The sequence below is a fragment of the Stenotrophomonas sp. CASM106 genome (genome assembly GCF_049384825.1).
Lineage (GTDB): Bacteria > Pseudomonadota > Gammaproteobacteria > Xanthomonadales > Xanthomonadaceae > Stenotrophomonas > Stenotrophomonas muris.
The window spans coordinates 43833-60356 of the sequence record NZ_JBMRFS010000013.1; the positions used below are offsets into that span (position 1 = coordinate 43833).

A 16524-nucleotide genomic window follows, 5' to 3' on the forward strand; every position below is an offset into this window, starting at 1 on the left:
GTTCTTTTTTTCCGCCGCCTGAACGGTACCCGCGCGCAGGCTCCGGCCCGACCGGCCAGCCGGGGATTTTAGGAAACAGCTGATTCCGCGCCGCGCGCGCCGCTCCCTAGCATCGTTGCATGTTCCGCTTCCCCCGCCCTTCGCTGCAGCAGGCCGTGCCATCGACCACCGCGTCGGTGCTGCTGCGCTGCCTGACCGTGTGCGTCTTCGTCTGCCTGGCCGCCGCGGCCGGCTTCTACCTGCTCACGGCATTCACCGAGGACATCTCGACCCATCGCCGCGAGATGAATGCAGCGGCCTACAGGGCCCAGATCTATTTCGACCAGCGCGAAGCCCTGCTGCGCTATCTGGGCGATTCGGTGGTGAGGGGCAACCCGGATGCACCTGCGGCGGACAGCGAAGGCATGCGCCAGGTGCCGCTGGATGGTGCTGGCGGCCAACCGGGCCAGCGGCTGCTGTTGTCAGCGCGCGCCGAACACACGCTGCAGGCACTGCAGACGCATCTGCTGCTGGTCGATGCGCACGGCACGCACTGGCTGGCCGGCGGCGAGGTCGACGTGGACCTGGCGCACCTGCCATCGCTGCGTGCGCTGCAGGCACGCAGCGGCAGCCTGGAGGCGGCCGACCCGGTGCACTGGCTGCGCCCGGGTGACAGTGGCGTTGCATTGGCGCAGCCGGTACAGGCCGGCCCGCATCCGACGCAGTGGCTGGTGCTGCTGCTCGATGGCGCGGCGGCGGCGAGCATGATCGACGGCCAGGGCATCGGCGGCTATGCGCTGCTCGACCGTGCGGGGCAGCCGGCATTGTCCAGCCAGACCCCGCGTCTGGATGGTGCGGGCTGGAAGACCCTGCGGGAACGCCAGGACGACAGCTTCGGCACGCTGTGGAGTGGCGGGCTTCCGCGCGGTGTAGCGCTGGTGAAAAGTGTCGGCAACGACGGCTGGCGGTTGGTCTACCACCTGCCGTCGCAACTGCTGCTGGGTGACCTGGCGGTGCCGCTGCTGGTCTGCGCGCTGTTGCTGCTGCTGGCCGGCGTCGCGCTGCGCCTGCTGCGGCATCGCGTGGACCTCCAGCTGATCCAGCCGGCCCTGCAGCAACAGCGCAGGCTGCTGGAGAACCTGGATTTCAGTTCGACGGTGATCGACATGGCGCCGGTCGGCATCTGCGTCCTGCGCCGCAGCGACCGCGCGCTGCTGCTCTCCAACCAGCTGCTACGCGACTGGCTTGGCGAAGAAGGCGAACACAGCGACTGGCAGGCGCCATGGCGCGGCCATGCCGGCGAGCGCGGGCGTGGACTGGAATTCACCACCCGCGACGGTCGTCAGCTGCAGGTGCTGCACGCGGCCTGCCGCTACCAGGGCGACGACGTGCTGCTGTGCGTGTTCCATGACATTTCCCGGCACCGCCAGGCACAGGCCGCGCTGTCGTCGGCACGCCAGGCCGCCGATGCGGCCAACCAGGCCAAGAGCGCGTTCCTGGCCACCATGAGCCATGAAATCCGTACTCCGCTCTACGGCGTGCTGGGCACGCTGGAGCTGCTCGGGCACACCTCGCTGGACGCCCGGCAGTCGCAGTACCTGCGCACCATCGAGAGTTCCTCATCGGTCCTGCTGCAGTTGATCAGCGATGTGCTGGATGTTTCCAAGATCGAATCCGGGCAGCTCAGCCTGGAGCCGGCGCCGTTCTCGCCGCGCGAGCTGACCGAGAGCGTGCTGCGCAGTTTCGCTGCCTCGGCCACCTGCAAGGGCCTGCAGATCCTGGTCTGCACCGACCCGCGCCTGCCCACGCGCGTGCTGGGTGATGCCGACCGCATCCGCCAGGTGCTGGGCAACCTGCTCAGCAACGCGATCAAGTTCACCGAGCATGGCCGGGTGGTACTGCGCGTGCGCCAGGTACAGCGCGAAGGTGAATCGAGCGTGCTCGCCTGGCAGGTCACCGATACCGGCGTGGGCATCGCCGCGGAGGAACAGGCGCGGTTGTTCGAACCATTCCGCCAGGTCCGTGGCGCGGCCAGTGCACAGGGCACCGGGCTGGGCCTGTCCATCAGCGACCGCCTGGTGCGCCTGATGAGCGGCGAGCTGCAGGTGGTGAGCGAGCCCGGCCTGGGCAGCAGCTTCAGCGTGCGCCTGCCCTTGCCGGTGCTGGCCGCCGCCGAGGATGGCCCGACCCTGCTGCCGGAGCCGCCGATCCTGGTGCGCGGCCGTGATCGCGAACTGGTCGACAGTGCCTGCGGCTGGCTGCGTCGCTGGGGTGCCAACGCACAGCCCCTGCAGGGCGACCCTGCACTGCTGGACCATGACGGCGCGATCCTGATGGACGGCGAGGCCGGGATGCCGCTGGCCTGGGCAGGCCCTCGCGTGGTGGCATCGATCGACGGCGGCGACCAGCCCACCGTTGCCGCCGATGGCAGCCTGGTGGTGACCCTGCATGGGATGACCGCGATCGGCAATGCACTGGCCAACGTGCAGCAGCAACGTGCGGCGCTGCCGGAAACATCGCGCGCGGCAACGCCGATGCCGCTGGGCCTGCACGTGCTGGCCGTCGAAGACAACCCGATCAACCGGGTGATCCTGGCCGAGCAGCTGCGCACCCTCGGCTGCGACGTGGAGCTGGCACAGGACGGCGTGGAAGCCCTGCAGCGATGCCGAGAGCAGTCTTTCGACCTGGTGGTGACCGACATCAACATGCCGCGCATGGACGGCCACGCGTTGGCCCGGCAGCTGCGCGAGGACGGCAACCCGGTGCCGGTGATCGGCGCCACCGCCAATGCCACTGCCGAGGAGCGCGAGCGCTGCCTGGCCAGTGGCATGCAGGGCTACCTGAGCAAACCCATCGACATCGCACGCCTGCGCAAGGCGCTCACCTCACTGCGCCAAGGAGACCCCGCATGACCCAGCGTGTCCTGATCCTGGAAGACCAGCCCTTCCAGCGTGGTTTCCTGGCCAATCTGTTCGGCAGCCACGCAGGCGTGCAGGTCGACGCCTGCGAAGACGTGGATGCGGCCATCGCGCTGTGTGCGTGCCAGCCCTACGACCTGGTGGTCAGCGACCTGCTGATGCCCGGGCAGGACGGCATCCAGTTCATCCAGGCGCTGGCGGAACAGCCGCGCCCGCCACGCCTCGCGGTGGTCAGCGCGGCCCCGCGGCGGATGATGACCTCGGCACGGCTGATGGCCGAATCGCTGGGGCTGGATGTGGTCGGCCTGCTGCCCAAGCCGGTGGCGGCCGCCGATGTGGACGCCCTGTTCGAGGCCTTGGCGCAGGCGCGTCCGGCCGCCGGCGAGGCCCCTACGCGCGCGGCGGCTGCGCCCGAACCGGATGCATCGCAGCTGCGCCAGGCCATGGCCGATGGCAGCCTGACGGCCTGGTTCCAACCGAAGAAGTCACTGCAGTCAGGACGCGTGGTGGCGGCCGAAGCACTGGTGCGCTGGCGACATCCGCAGCTGGGCACGCTGGCCGCTGGCAGCTTCCTGCCGGCAATCTGCCGCTACGGGCTGGAGGGCGATCTGCTGCGGATGATGCTCAAGGCCAGCATCAGCGCGCAGGCACGCTGGCGCAAGCAAGGGTTCCGGGTACCGGTATCGATCAACCTGCCCCCTCACCTGCTGGAGCAGTCGGACCTGCCCGACGAACTGCTGGCACTGACCCTGGCCAACGGCGGTACGCCCGGTGAATTGTGCTTCGAACTGATGGAAAACAGCACCACGCGGCACGTCAGCGACTTCTATGCCGGCGCCTGCCGCCTGCGCATGAAGGGCTTCGGCCTGGCCCAGGACGATTTCGGGCAGGGCCTGAGCTCGGTCCACAACCTGGTCAATACCCCTTTCACCGAGGTCAAGATCGACCGCGCGCTGGTCAGCGGATGCGCGCGCGACCCGGCCTTGCACCTGACCCTGTCGACGGTGATCGCGCTGGCCAACCAGCTGGGCCTGACCATCGTGGCAGAGGGCGTGGAAAGCGATGCCGACCTGGCTGCCCTGCGCCAGCTGGGGTGCAGCCAAGTGCAGGGCTTCCTGATCTCGCAGGCGCTGCCGTCGGACGAGTTCACCCGCCTGCTGGACGAAGAAGCGCCGCAGTTGGACGAGTCGCCGCGAGCCGCCCTGCGCTGACACGGATTCCACGTCCGCTTCACGAAATCATCAAGTGGCATTGACGATCCTGTCTGTGCAGCGGTGGCGGATGTCCCTCCGTTGCTGCCCATGGTGCCGCTGACCGCTCCCTGCCCTGAGACCTGCCATGCCGGCCGAGGCCGCTCCTGTACGCCGACTCGCTCGCCACTCACTGCGCGTCCACGCCCTGCTGATCGGCGTTGTGGTGCTGGCCACGCTGCAGGCCGGACTGCTGCTGTCGGCCGGCTCGCAGCTGTTCAACGAAGAGCGCAGCAAGATCGAGTACCACTTCCGCCGCCTGGACGGCACGCTGCGCGAGCAGGAGCGCTTCCTGCGCCAGTGGCGGCTGCATGATGTCGGCACGCATGGGCAGCCGGTGGCCGATGCCAGCGTGGAGCTGCAACGCGGGCCCTTGTTCGCCAACTTTGCGGTGATCGGAAGCGAGGGGGCCAGTCTTTCGCCACCGACTGAACTGGGCGACCGTTTCCTGCGCTTCTACGGCACGTTCTGGTCGGCCTCGCGCTATCCACCGCCGCAATGCCTGCTGGTCGATGGCCAAGGCACGCGCGGGCTGCTGGCACCGGTACAGATCGCCGGTACCGACGCGAGCCAGAACAGCCCGCATCACCTGCGCCCGGCGATCGCCGACATCCACCGGGTGCTGGGTACGCGACCGGCGGTGCAACGTGGTGGCATCGTCTGGGTGGGCGTGCCATGGCGCGACCGGCAGACCTGGCTGCTGGCCATCGCCCACGCCCCGCAGGATGCGCGCCTGTGGGGTGAGGACGACAAGGACTCGCAGGCCGCACTGGCCTGCCTGCTCGATCCTGGCCGTGTCGATGACTATCGCCAGGTGCTGGGTGTCCCGGTGTTCCAGCGGCTGTCGCTGTTCGATGCCAACGGCCAGCGCCTACTGGGCGATGCAGCCGATGCCAGCGAGGCTGGCACCTCCTGGCAGGCCGGCCTCGCTGGCCTGCAGTTCCGCATGCGCAGCGAGCGCGGCTGGCTGGCGGTCTACCACGTCGGCTGGCGGCAGGTGTTCCAGCACCCGCAGGGGCCATTGCTGGGCGCGACCGTGGTCGCCCTGATGCTGGCACTGGGCGGCACGCTGGTGCTGCGCGCGTACCGGCGTTCGGTCATCGAGCCGCTGCGCAGCAACCACGCGCGCCTGCTGGAAAGCGAAGCCTTCAGTCGCACGATCCTGGACAACGCGCCGATCGGGCTGTGCCTGCTGCGTCGTACCGATGGCAATGTGCTGCTGGACAACGCCCTCGCCCGCCGCTGGCTGGGCGAGGACTATCATGCCGGCGGCTGGCATGGCCCGTGGCGGCGCAGCGTACTGGCTGCCGGCGGCACCACGCTGGGCGATGGCCTGGCCTACGCCACGCCCGAAGGCCGCCACCTGCTGGTAACGGCGACACCGGCGCGCTATCGCGGTGAGCCGGCGGTGCTGTGCCTGTTCATTGACCTGAGCAGCCAGCATGAAGCCGAACAGGTGCTGCAGCAGGCGCGCCGCGCCGCCGACCAGGCCAACCGCGCGAAGAGCCAGTTCCTGGCCACGATGAGCCATGAGATCCGCACGCCGCTGTACGGTGTGCTCGGCACGCTTGAACTGCTGGGGCTGACGCCACTGGATGCACGGCAACAGGACTACCTTGCAACGATCCAGCGTTCGTCCTCGACCCTGATGCAGCTGATCAGCGACATCCTGGATGTCAGCAAGGCCGAGGCCGGGCAACTGAGCCTGGAGCCAAGCCCATTCGATCCAGTGCGGCTGACCGAGGACGCGCTCGACTCGTATGCTGCCGCGGCCGCCAACAAGGGGCTGCAGTTCTACGCCTGCATCGATGCCGACGTACCGCCCGGGGTGTGCGGTGATGCCGCGCGGATCCGACAGGTGCTCAACAACCTGATCAGCAACGCACTGAAGTTCACCGACAGCGGGCGCGTGGTGGTCCGTGTTTCGGCACGCTGGCAGGAGCAACGCTGCTGGCTGCAATGGCAGGTGGCAGATACCGGTATCGGCATTGCCAGCGAACACCAGGCGCATCTGTTCGAGCCATTTTTCCAGGCCAACCCGGGCACCGATGCGATGCGCGGCACCGGCCTGGGGCTGGCCATCTGCGCGCATCTTGTGGCGTTGATGGAAGGCCAGCTGCGCGTGGTCAGCGAGAGCGGCCTGGGCAGCAGCTTCAGCGTCGAACTGCCGCTGCCCTCGGCTCCACCGGATCCACAGCAGGCCCCGCCGCCGCAACTACCCGCCGGCCTGCAGGTACAGGTGCGGGGCAGCGTGCGCGAACTGGTGCAATCGCTGTGCGAGCGCCTGCAGCAGCGCGGTGCACAGGCCAGCGTGTACCGGGAGGACAGCGCAGCAGGCCTGCCATCGTCCGCCGTGCTGCTCGAGCTGGTCCTGGACGACCCTCTGCCCGCATGGGCGGGTGGACCGCGCGTGATCGCCTGCCGCGAAGGCGGGGTGCGGCCACGGCAGGTCGATGGCGCCTGGCAGGTCGGCCTGCATCGATTCGACGCGATCGTGCTGGCCCTGGCCGCGGCCAGCGGCCAACCGCTGGCGGCCAGCGCCGAAGGGCGCCTGCCGGCGACGCGCCATTTCGGCCTGCAGGTGCTGGTCGCCGAGGACAACCCGATCAACCAGGCGATCCTGCGCGACCAGCTGGAACAGCTCGGCTGCCGCGCCGTGGTCGCCAGCGATGGCAATGAAGCGCTGGGCTACTGGCAACAAGGGGCGTTCGCGCTGGTGCTGACCGACCTGAACATGCCCGGGCTGGATGGCTACGGCCTGGCCCGTGCCTTGCGGGCACGGGGTGTCAGCGTGCCCATCCACGGCGCCACGGCCAATGCCGACCCGGCCGAACGCCAACGCTGCCAGGAATCGGGGATGCAGGGCGTGCTGGTCAAGCCGATCACGCTGGAAGCCCTGCAGCGCCTGCTGACCCGGATCACCGACGGTGATGCACCGGCCGTCGCGATGCAGGAGCGCGCTGCGTCCACTGCGTCGCACGACAAGGATCCCCCGCTGCAGGTTCCCGCGAAGATGCAGTCGCTGTTCGTACAGACCATGCAGGCCGACCTGGACAGCCTGCGCCAGGCGATCGCCGCTGCCGATCCCGCCAGGGTGGCGCAGGTTCTGCACCGCATCCGCGGCGCGCTGGTGATCGTCGGTGCACCTGCGCTGGTGGACAGCGGCCTGCAGATCGAACAGTGCCTTGCCGGCGGCGATGACCTGGCCACCCAGGCGGCCGCTCTTGCCGGGTTCCAGCGACGCCTCGAGCAGCTGCTGCATCCGTTGCGCGACGCTGCATCCCCCTCCCTTCCCGACGACCCGACCCTGCCATGACCACACGGATCCTCATCGCCGACGACCACCCGATCGTGCTTGCCGGCATCCGCGACGTACTGGCCGGGGAACTGGACCTGGACATCGTGGGCGAAGCGGCCGATCCGGCGACGCTGATCGAGCTGATGACCCGGACCCGGCCACAGGCGGTGATCACCGACTACAGCATGCCGGGAGGCGATCGCTTCGGGGACGGCATCAAGCTGATCTCGTTCCTGCGCCGCAGCTTCCCGGAGACGCGCCTGCTGGTGCTGACGATGGTGTCCAATCCGTCGTTGGTCGCGGCGATGTATGCCGCCGGCGCCGGTGGCGTGGTGCTCAAGAGCCATGGATTGGGCAGCCTGGTACAGGCCCTGCGCGTGGTGCTGGCCGATCGCGTCTACCGCCCCCCGGGACTGCTGCCGGTAGCCGCGAGCGAACCGGCCGATGCGGATGCGGTCCGTGCGCGGCTGTCGCCGCGCGAGCTGGAGGTGATCCGCCTGTTCACCAGTGGCATGAGCGTGGGCGACATCGCACGCCAGCTGCAGCGCAGCGCCAAGACGGTCAGCACGCAGAAGATCAGCGCGATGCGCAAGCTCGGTGTGGACAGCGACCAGGCGCTGATCGAGTACTGCCTGCAGGCCTCGCTGTTCGGCTGAGGCCACTCCCGGCTGAATGCCGCCGGCCCTGCGACGGGGCCTGCAACCGCTTTAGGAAACGCCTGATTCCATCGGACAGTGCCGATTTCTAGGCTGGAGACATCCCGCCAAGGTGCGCCTGCCGGCTGTTGCCGCATCGCCGTGGGGGACGGAAGTCCGATGGCGCCTGCAATTGCCGTGGCGTGGGACTTCCGCAGCGACGCGGCCCTGCCGCGTCAGTCCGCGCAGCCTCGCTGCGCCCTGCCACAGGAAGTCCATCAGCATGAACGCCTCCCCCACACGGCACGGCCGTGCGTACGGGCGCGCGCACGGAAAGCGCGTACCCCTCATTCCCAGCCTGTTGGCCACTGCGCTGTGGGCAGCCCTGCCGGCGCATGCCGCAGACCTCACCGGCCCGCTGCTGGTCAACGACGGTGACACCCTGCAGCTGGGTGCCGACGACGTCCTCACCCACAGTGCGGGCAGCTTCGCACTTGCGGTCACCGGTACCGGCAGCAATGCGCTGATCGACGGCAGCCGCATCCACGTGACCGGCAATGGCAGCGGCGTGTCCGCTGCCAATGGTGGCCAGGTGCAGCTGCGCGACGCAACGCTGTCGATCGCACCGGCGACCGGCACGGGCTTCTATGCGCTGTATGCCAATGGTGCCGGCAGCGTGATCGATGCGCGCGATGTCGACATCGATGCCACGCGCAACGGCAGCGGATTCGGCAGCGTGCAGGCCTACAACGGTGGCGTGATCCACTATGCCGGGGGCAGTCTTTCAATGACCGGGACCGGTGGCACGCTGGCCGGTGCATCCGGCAAGGGCAGCGAGCTGCACCTGGCCGATCTGCGGATGAGCGCCGACGGCGGTGCCCGCCTGCGCGCCGACAGTGCCGGCCTGCTGACGATCCGCAACAGCCGCATCACCCTCGCCCCCGGTGGCATCCTTGCCGGCGTGGCGGCCAACGGCGTGGGCAGCCGCGCCGAGCTGTACGACACCTACCTGCAGGGCGGTTGGTTCGATATCGACAGCGGCGGCAGCCTGCTGCTGGAGAACGTGGAAGCCCATTCGGTGGGCGGCAGCATGCGCCTGCTCGGCAGCCGTATCAGCAAGACCTATTCCAGTGCAGTGATCAACGGCGGCAGCTTCTACACCGTCGGTGGCTATGGCGTGAACATCAACAGCTGGGGACAGTTGACCGCAAGCGATGCCGCGTTCGATGTTCGTGATGGCTACTCCGGATTCTGGCTGGCCAGCGATGAGTCGCGCCTGCAGCTGACCGACAGCAGCATCGACACCTGGACCGACACCTACGGTTATGGCGTTGAGATCGCCGGCGGAGTTGCCACCGTGCAGGGCGGCCGGATCACCACGCACGGTGATGCGACCTACGGCGTGCGCGTGACCGGCTCCACCGGCAGCACCGCCAGCCGCATCGAAGCCAACGGCAGCGTGATCGACGTGCGCGGCAACGGCGGCGGTGGCGTGTTCATCGGCGGCTCCACCGCCACCGCGCTGCTCGATGCCGTTGCGATCCGCAGCGATGGCGAGAACGTGTTCGGCATCGTGCACATGAACACCGCGCGGCTGACCCAGGCCGATCGCCTGGATATCCGCATGACCGGCAGCAACAGCGGCGGCTACCGCTCCTACCTGACCGCGTTCGGCCCGTACTGGAACCGTGCCACCTTCAATGACAGCCACATAGAGACCGCCAGCGGCGCAGCGTTCTGGCTGCAGGGCAGCAACCATGCCTTGAACGTCAATGGCAGCGATGTGACTGCGGGCGACGGCAGCGGCCGCCTGCTGCGGGTCAGCGACACGGTATTCACCGATGGCAGCAGCGTGGCGACCAGCCGCATCGACTTCAGCGCCGACGCCAGCATGCTGCGCGGTGACGTGGTGGTCGACAGCGCAACGGCTGAGGTGCACATGGTGCTGGGCAACGGCACCACGTTCAGCGGCGCCCTGCGCAACGACTCCGGCTACCAGGTCGCACAACTGGCGCTGGATGGCAGCAGCCAGTGGAACGTACGCGCCAGTTCCAGCGTCGGCACGCTCGAACACGCCGGCACCATCGCTTTCGATGCGCCGGCGGCCGGCGATTTCAAGACCGTTACCGTCAGCGGCGACTACGTGGGCAACGGTGGCCAGTGGATCTTCAACCGCGCGCTGGGCGACGACACTTCGCTGGGCGACCAGCTGGTGATCAACGGCAACAGCAGCGGCACCGCCAGCGTGAGTGTGCGCAATGCCGGCGGCGCCGGTGCGCTGACCCAGGAGGGCATCCGCCTGATCACCGTGGCCGGCCAGTCGGATGCACAATTCAGCCTGCAGGGGCGCGCGGTTGCCGGTGCCTACGACTACTTCCTGTTCAAGGGCGGTGTGTCGACCCCGGACGATGGCAACTGGTACCTGCGCTCGGAATACGTGCCGCCGGTCGATCCGCCGCAGCCGCCGGATCCCCCGATCGACCCGCCGCAGCCGCCGGATCCGCCGGTCGACCCGCCGCAGCCGCCGGAACCGCCGGTCGACCCACCGTCACCGCCGGAGCCGCCGATCGATCCGCCGTTGCCGCCGGAGCCGCCGATCGATCCACCATTGCCGCCGGAGCCGCCGATCGATCCGCCGCGCCCGCAGGTGGAACGCCCGGAACCGGCGGCCTACCCGGCCAACCGCAGCGCCGCACTGGGCATGTTCCGGCACAGCCTGCACGACCGCGCCGGTGATCCCGCCGCCGTGGCCAGTGCCAGCGGCGATGCCGTGGCCTGGATGCACCTTCGCAGCGCGCAGCCCGACAGCCACGACCGCAACCGCCAGGTCCAGGTCGATGGGCAGATCAGCAGCATGCTGGTCGGCGTCGGCCGCCGCTTCGAAGTGGGTGGCACGGGCGAGCTGCAGGCCGGTGCGATGCTCGGCCACGGCCGCGCGCGCAATGACAGCCGCTCGCAGGTGACCGGCTACACCGCGCGTGGCGTGGTCACCGGCACCAGCGTGGGTGCCTATGCTACCTGGCTGCAGGATGCGCACATGCAAGGCGGCGCCTATGTGGATGGTTGGCTGCAATACGGCCGCTTCCGCAACAGCGTGCAGGGCGAAGGCCTGCAGAAGGAGCGCTATGACGCCCGCAACTGGAGTGCGTCGGCCGAGGCCGGCTATGTGCTGCCCCTGCGGCGCACCGCGCAGCGCGGCATTTACCTGGAACCGCAGGTGCAGGTGGTGCACAGCCGCTATGACAGCGACCGCGTGGTCGAGGCCAACGGCACGGTAGTCGAGGACCGCGGTGGTGGCGAGACCAGCACCCGCCTCGGCCTGCGCCTGTACAGCCGTGGGTTGAGCCCGGCGCAGGGCCAGGTGCACCCGTACGTGGCGGTGAACTGGTGGTCCGGCGGCAATGGTGCGGGCCTGACAATGGACGGCGAGCGCCTGCAGCGGCAGTTGCCGCGTGACATCTACGAAGCCAAGGCCGGCGTGCAGGTGGATCTGTCCGGCGGCTGGCGCGGCTGGGGTGAACTGAGCCGGCAGAGCGGTGGCATGGGCTTCCACGACGTCGGTGCCCAGCTGGGCGTGTCGTACACCTGGTGACGCGGGACGTGCCCGGCAAGGGAATGCCGGGCACTTTTTCCACATGCGGCGTGGAAAGCGATGGGGGTTTGGTGTGGACAAGTGGGTTCGAGCGTTGCGGGGCAGGCGCTTCCGGGCGTGGTGAGTTTTTGTCCACGTCTGCAGTTCTTTTCCACAACGCGCGTGGAAAGCGATGGGAACTAGGTGTGGACAAGTAGTTGTGAGCATTGCAGCGCAGGCGTTTCGAAGCGTGGTGAAAATTTGTCCAGGTCGTGCGGGCGAGCCCCTTGTAGAGCCGAGCCCACGCTCGGCTCCGGCTGGCATCAGCCGAGCATGGGCTCGGCTCTACATCAGGTTCGTCGGTTTTCCACACCCGACGTGGAAAGCGATGGGAGTTTGCTGTGGACAAGTACCGGCGAACGTCACACCGCAAGCGTTTCGCAGCCTGGTGTTTTTTTGTCCATCACCGGAAACGCGAACGCCCCGCACAGGGCGGGGCGTCCGGGGTCGATCCGATGCCGCAGGATCAGACGTTGAAGCGGAAGTGCAGGATGTCGCCTTCCTGCACGCGGTACTCCTTGCCTTCCAGGCGCAGGCGACCGGCTTCCTTGGCGCCGGCTTCGCCCTTGTACTTGATGAAGTCGTCATACGCGATGGTTTCGGCGCGGATGAAGCCCTTCTCGAAGTCGGTGTGGATGACGGCGGCAGCCTGCGGAGCGGTGGCGCCCTTGCGCACGGTCCACGCACGGACTTCCTTCACGCCGGCGGTGAAGTAGGTCTGCAGGCCGAGCAGGCTGTAGGCCGCGTTGATCACGCGGTTCAGGCCCGGCTCGCTCAGGCCCAGGTCCGCCAGGAAGGTATCGCGGTCTTCGTCGTCGAGCTGGGACAGCTCTTCTTCGATCGCGGCCGACACCGGCACCACCTGCGCGCCTTCGGCGGCAGCATGCGCACGCACGGCTTCCAGGTGCGGGTTGTTGTCGAAACCGTCTTCCAGCACGTTGGCGATGTACATCACCGGCTTCAGGGTCAGCAGGAACAGGTCGCGCACCAGCGCCTTCTCTTCCTCGTCCAGCCCGGCCGAGCGCCCAGCCTTGCCCTCCGACAGTGCAGCCTGCAACTTGGCCAGCACCGGCTTGCGCGCCGCCGCATCCTTGTCGCCACCCTTGGCCGCACGCTCGGCACGGTTCAGCGCCTTCTCGACACTGTCCAGGTCGGCCAGCGCCAGTTCGGTGTCGATGGTTTCGATGTCCGCGATCGGGTCGACCTTGCCGGCCACGTGCACGATGTCACCGTGCTCGAAGCAGCGCACCACGTGGGTGATCGCATCGACTTCGCGGATGTGCGCCAGGAACTTGTTGCCCAGGCCCTCACCGCTGGCGGCACCGGCGACCAGGCCGGCGATGTCGACGAACTCGACCGCGGTCGGGATGACCTTCTGCGGGTTGATGATGCCCGCCAGCTCGTTCAGGCGCGGATCCGGCACCGGCACGATGCCGACGTTCGGTTCGATGGTGCAGAACGGGAAGTTCGCCGCGGCGATGCCCGCCTTGGTCAGCGCATTGAACAGGGTCGACTTGCCGACGTTGGGCAGGCCGACGATGCCGCATTTGATACCCATGGGTTGAATCCGGGTTTGAGTGTAAGTGGATGATTCGGGATTCAAGGCTCGCCTGCGGGCATGCCCTCAATCCCCAATCGTCCTTCCAGTAGCCAAAGCTAGAACGCAGCGTACAGCTTGTGCTTCTCAGCGTAGGTCTGCAGTGCAGTAGAAAGCTCTAGCCTCTCCTCAGTCTCACAAAATCTCTGGCTCAAGCGGCCCAGCAGAGCTTCGACACCGTCCGGCAACTCATTATGCTGACCGTACATTTTCTCCCACCGGACACCTTCATCCTTGGGCACGGCGTCGTCACCGAACAGCACCATCTTGGCTTCTTTCAGCACGTCTCCCAATTCGACCAGCCCCATTTCTTCAAGACCTGCGAGCGTCTCTTCGTAATAGGCACCCGAGTAACTGTCGAAGTACGTACCAATGCCGCCACGCCAGACTTCGCTACTTGTCACCGAAACCGCGAAGTAGCGCTGATCTGGCGTCAGGAGACCTGAGAATCCACAGCCCGAGCCGCCTTCCTGTTCCACCAGCCAGTTCCAGTGGCGCCCCGCAGCGGAATTCTCGTATCGGTCCAGCTCTTCGCGCATTTCCTTGTTTCGCACCTTCGCCTCTTCCATGCTCTGCCGCGTACCATTCCGGCACGGCATGCAGAGCCCATCGTTCCGGGCCGCCGTCGCCAGCAGGATCATGGCGCCACACACGGTGCAGGGAGTACGCGGGTCGGTCATGGTCAGCGCGGGGTGTGCAGCCGCTTCATCGCTTCGTTGAAATCGCCCTGCACCGCCAGCGGCAGCACGTCGATCGCATCGTCGATGGCGCGTGCGATCAGCACGTCATCCTCCTTGGACGGGCGCCCCAGCACCCAACCCACCACGCGGTCCTTGTGGCCGGGATGACCAATGCCCACGCGCAGGCGGTGGAATTTGCCATGACCCAGCAGGCGGATGGTATCGCGCAGGCCGTTCTGGCCGCCGTGGCCACCGTCGAACTTCAGTCGCGCCGCACCGGGCGGCAGGTCCAGCTCGTCGTGGGCCAGCAGGGTTTCTTCCGGCTCGATCTTCCAGAACCGCTGTGCGGCGGTGACCGACTTGCCGCTGAGATTCATGAAGGTGGCGGGCTTGAGCAGCCACACCGTCTGCCCGGCGATCTCGACCTTGGCGGTCTCGCCGAACAGCTTGCTGTCCACATTCCATCGCGCACCGGCTTTTTCCGCCAGGGCCTCAACGAAATGAAACCCGGCATTGTGCCGGGTCCGGGCGTGTTCCGATCCGGGATTGCCCAGACCGACGATCAGTCGCAGTCCTGCCATGGTTCCTTCCAGTACGGTGCCTGCCCGGAGGCAGGCACCGTAACGGTATTACTCGGCGGCAGCCGCTTCTTCGTCAGCCTCGTCGGCCTTGCCGGCCTTGGCGGTGACGATGGCGTCGTCGTGGTCCTTGCCCAGCGCCAGCGCCGGGATTTCCACGCCCTTCGGCAGCTTGATGTTGGACAGGTACACGACGTCACCGGCCTTCAGCTCGCCCAGGTCGACTTCGATCGACTCCGGCAGGTCCTTCGGCAGGCAGGTGATGGTCACTTCCTTCAGTTCGTGGGTGACCACGACGTCGGCAGCCTTGCCGGCCGGCGAGGTGTCTTCGTTGACGAAGTGCAGCGGGACCGAAGCGGTCAGGGCTTCGTTCTCGTTCACGCGCTGGAAGTCCAGGTGCATGATCAGCTGCTTGTACGGGTGGCGCTGCATGTCACGCAGCAGGACCTTCTGCACCTGGCCATCCAGGTTCAGGTCCAGGATCGAGGCATAGAACCACTCGTTCTGCTGGGCCAGCCAGATTTCGTTGTGGTCCAGGCTGATGGCGACCGGCTCGGCGTTGCCGCCGTACACGATGGCCGGGATCACACCAGCGTGACGCAGGCGGCGGCTCGCACCCTTACGCTGCAGTTCACGCTTGGTGACCTTGATTTCATGGGTCTTCGACATTTTCGACTACTCAGGTTGTTGCCGCGCCCTGCGGCGTGGCGGTTGAAGATGCTTCCGCGACCAGAAGCATCCGGGTATGTCCCCGCCGTTGCCGGCAGGGACGAAAACTCAGTCGACGTACAGCGAGCTGACCGACTCGCCGAAGGCGATGCGGCGCATCGTTTCGGCCAGCATTTCCGCCACGCTCAGCTGGCGGATCTTGCTGCACACCCGCGCTGCGTCCTTCAGCGGGATGGTGTCGGTCACCACCAGCTCGTCGAGCTGGGAATTGGTGATGTTGTCCACCGCCGGGCCCGACAGCACCGCGTGGGTGCAGTAGGCGGCGACCTTGAGCGCACCGCGCGCCTTCAGGGCAGCGGCAGCGGCGCACAGGGTGCCGGCGGTATCGACGATGTCATCGACCATCACGCAGGTCTTGCCTTCGACGTCACCGATGATGTTCATCACGGTGGAGACGTTGGCGCGCGGGCGGCGCTTGTCGATGATCGCCAGGTCGGCGTCATCCAGGCGCTTGGCCACCGCACGGGCGCGGACCACGCCGCCCACGTCCGGCGAGACAACAATCAGGTTCTCGGTGCCGTAGGCGCGCCAGATGTCGGCCAGCAGCAGCGGGGACGCATACACGTTGTCCACCGGAATATCGAAGAAGCCCTGGATCTGGTCGGCGTGCAGGTCGACGGTCAGCACGCGATCAGCGCCAGCGGTGCTGAACATCTTGGCCGCCAGCTTGGCGGTGATCGGCACGCGCGAGGAACGCATGCGGCGGTCCTGGCGCGAGTAGCCGAAGTACGGCACCACGGCGGTCACGCTGGCCACCGATGCGCGCTTGAGCGCGTCGATCAGCACCAGCAGTTCCATCAGGTTTTCCGCGCTCGGCGCGCAGGTCGGCTGGATCACGAACACGTCCTGCTTGCGGACGTTCTCTTCGATTTCCACCTGCACTTCACCATCGGAGAAGTGCGACACCAACGCCTTGCCCGGGCGGACCCCCAGTTCCTTGCAGATGTTCTGCGCCAGACGTTTGTTGGCGTTGCCGGAAAAGACCAGCAGGTTCGGGGACTCTTGCATCATGATTGTCTCGGGCGGGGACGAGTGGCGGGGATCCGGAGTCGGCAAGGACCCCGATGGACCCTTGCTGCTGACAACACCGCGGTTGTTTCCACGTCCCGCGCGGGCGATGCGCTGGAAGGCGCGGACACAGCCGCTATTGGCAGGGGCGGTAGGATTCGAACCTACGAATGCCAGGATCAAAACCTGGTGCCTTGGGCCTCTTGGCGACGCCCCTGCAT

At 67.4% G+C, this 16524-nt stretch carries 10 protein-coding genes and 1 tRNA gene; 5 read left to right on the top strand and 6 right to left on the bottom strand.

Going from position 1 to position 16524, the window contains the following annotated elements; genetic code table 11:
* The first annotated feature begins 119 nt into the window (after nt 1-119).
* The 5 genes from VG556_RS20630 (at nt 120) to VG556_RS20650 (ending at nt 11672) form a co-directional block, all read left to right on the top strand.
* Nucleotides 120-2891, top strand: a complete 2772-nt coding sequence (locus VG556_RS20630) for a response regulator (protein ID WP_049406781.1) — start codon at nt 120-122, stop codon at nt 2889-2891.
* Nucleotides 2888-4108, top strand: a complete 1221-nt coding sequence (locus VG556_RS20635; protein WP_111144282.1) for an EAL domain-containing response regulator — start codon at nt 2888-2890, stop codon at nt 4106-4108. Before VG556_RS20630 ends, VG556_RS20635 begins: the two co-directional genes overlap by 4 nt.
* A 127-nt stretch (nt 4109-4235) precedes the next feature.
* A complete protein-coding gene (locus tag VG556_RS20640; protein ID WP_100449370.1) occupies nt 4236-7463 on the top strand; it encodes a hybrid sensor histidine kinase/response regulator in 3228 nt (1075 codons plus the stop codon).
* The gene (locus VG556_RS20645; RefSeq protein WP_014036089.1) at nt 7460-8101 is read left to right on the top strand and encodes a response regulator; all 642 of its coding nucleotides are present in this window, start codon (nt 7460-7462) and stop codon (nt 8099-8101) included. The genes VG556_RS20640 and VG556_RS20645 overlap by 4 nt, the downstream gene beginning before the upstream one ends.
* Before the next feature lie 262 nt (nt 8102-8363).
* Complete coding sequence (locus VG556_RS20650) at nt 8364-11672, top strand: autotransporter outer membrane beta-barrel domain-containing protein (RefSeq protein ID WP_100449369.1); 3309 nt, start codon at nt 8364-8366, stop codon at nt 11670-11672.
* Between the two features lie 505 nt (nt 11673-12177).
* Here VG556_RS20650 and ychF read toward each other — a convergent pair.
* The 6 genes from ychF to VG556_RS20680 form a co-directional block, all read right to left on the bottom strand.
* Nucleotides 12178-13269, bottom strand: coding sequence for a redox-regulated ATPase YchF (gene ychF / locus VG556_RS20655; protein WP_049406789.1), 1092 nt, complete (start codon nt 13267-13269; stop codon nt 12178-12180).
* A gap of 98 nt (nt 13270-13367) precedes the next feature.
* Nucleotides 13368-13949 carry a DMP19 family protein gene (locus tag VG556_RS20660; RefSeq protein WP_157806022.1) on the bottom strand — a complete coding sequence of 194 codons (582 nt, stop codon included), beginning with the start codon at nt 13947-13949 and terminating at the stop codon, nt 13368-13370.
* A gap of 41 nt (nt 13950-13990) precedes the next feature.
* Nucleotides 13991-14569, bottom strand: a complete 579-nt coding sequence (pth, locus tag VG556_RS20665) for an aminoacyl-tRNA hydrolase (protein ID WP_032956928.1) — start codon at nt 14567-14569, stop codon at nt 13991-13993.
* A 48-nt stretch (nt 14570-14617) separates the two neighbouring features.
* A complete protein-coding gene (locus VG556_RS20670; RefSeq protein WP_010481743.1) occupies nt 14618-15235 on the bottom strand; it encodes a 50S ribosomal protein L25/general stress protein Ctc in 618 nt (205 codons plus the stop codon).
* Nucleotides 15236-15343: 108 nt separating this feature from the next.
* The gene (locus VG556_RS20675; RefSeq protein ID WP_005415400.1) at nt 15344-16303 is read right to left on the bottom strand and encodes a ribose-phosphate diphosphokinase; all 960 of its coding nucleotides are present in this window, start codon (nt 16301-16303) and stop codon (nt 15344-15346) included.
* A 140-nt stretch (nt 16304-16443) separates the two neighbouring features.
* Nucleotides 16444-16520 (bottom strand) — tRNA-Gln (locus VG556_RS20680).
* Nucleotides 16521-16524 lie beyond the last annotated feature (4 nt).

Bases quoted from the DNA above. Each gene is read 5' to 3' on its own strand.
- VG556_RS20670 (WP_010481743.1), bottom strand. From the start codon at position 15,235: ATGTCGAAGACCCATGAAATCAAGGTCACCAAGCGTGAACTGCAGCGT.
- VG556_RS20675 (WP_005415400.1), bottom strand. From the start codon at position 16,303: ATGCAAGAGTCCCCGAACCTGCTGGTCTTTTCCGGCAACGCCAACAAA.
- ychF (WP_049406789.1), bottom strand. From the start codon at position 13,269: ATGGGTATCAAATGCGGCATCGTCGGCCTGCCCAACGTCGGCAAGTCG.
- VG556_RS20650 (WP_100449369.1), top strand. From the start codon at position 8,364: ATGAACGCCTCCCCCACACGGCACGGCCGTGCGTACGGGCGCGCGCAC.
- VG556_RS20660 (WP_157806022.1), bottom strand. From the start codon at position 13,949: ATGATCCTGCTGGCGACGGCGGCCCGGAACGATGGGCTCTGCATGCCG.
- VG556_RS20645 (WP_014036089.1), top strand. From the start codon at position 7,460: ATGACCACACGGATCCTCATCGCCGACGACCACCCGATCGTGCTTGCC.
- VG556_RS20640 (WP_100449370.1), top strand. From the start codon at position 4,236: ATGCCGGCCGAGGCCGCTCCTGTACGCCGACTCGCTCGCCACTCACTG.
- VG556_RS20630 (WP_049406781.1), top strand. From the start codon at position 120: ATGTTCCGCTTCCCCCGCCCTTCGCTGCAGCAGGCCGTGCCATCGACC.
- VG556_RS20635 (WP_111144282.1), top strand. From the start codon at position 2,888: ATGACCCAGCGTGTCCTGATCCTGGAAGACCAGCCCTTCCAGCGTGGT.
- pth (WP_032956928.1), bottom strand. From the start codon at position 14,569: ATGGCAGGACTGCGACTGATCGTCGGTCTGGGCAATCCCGGATCGGAA.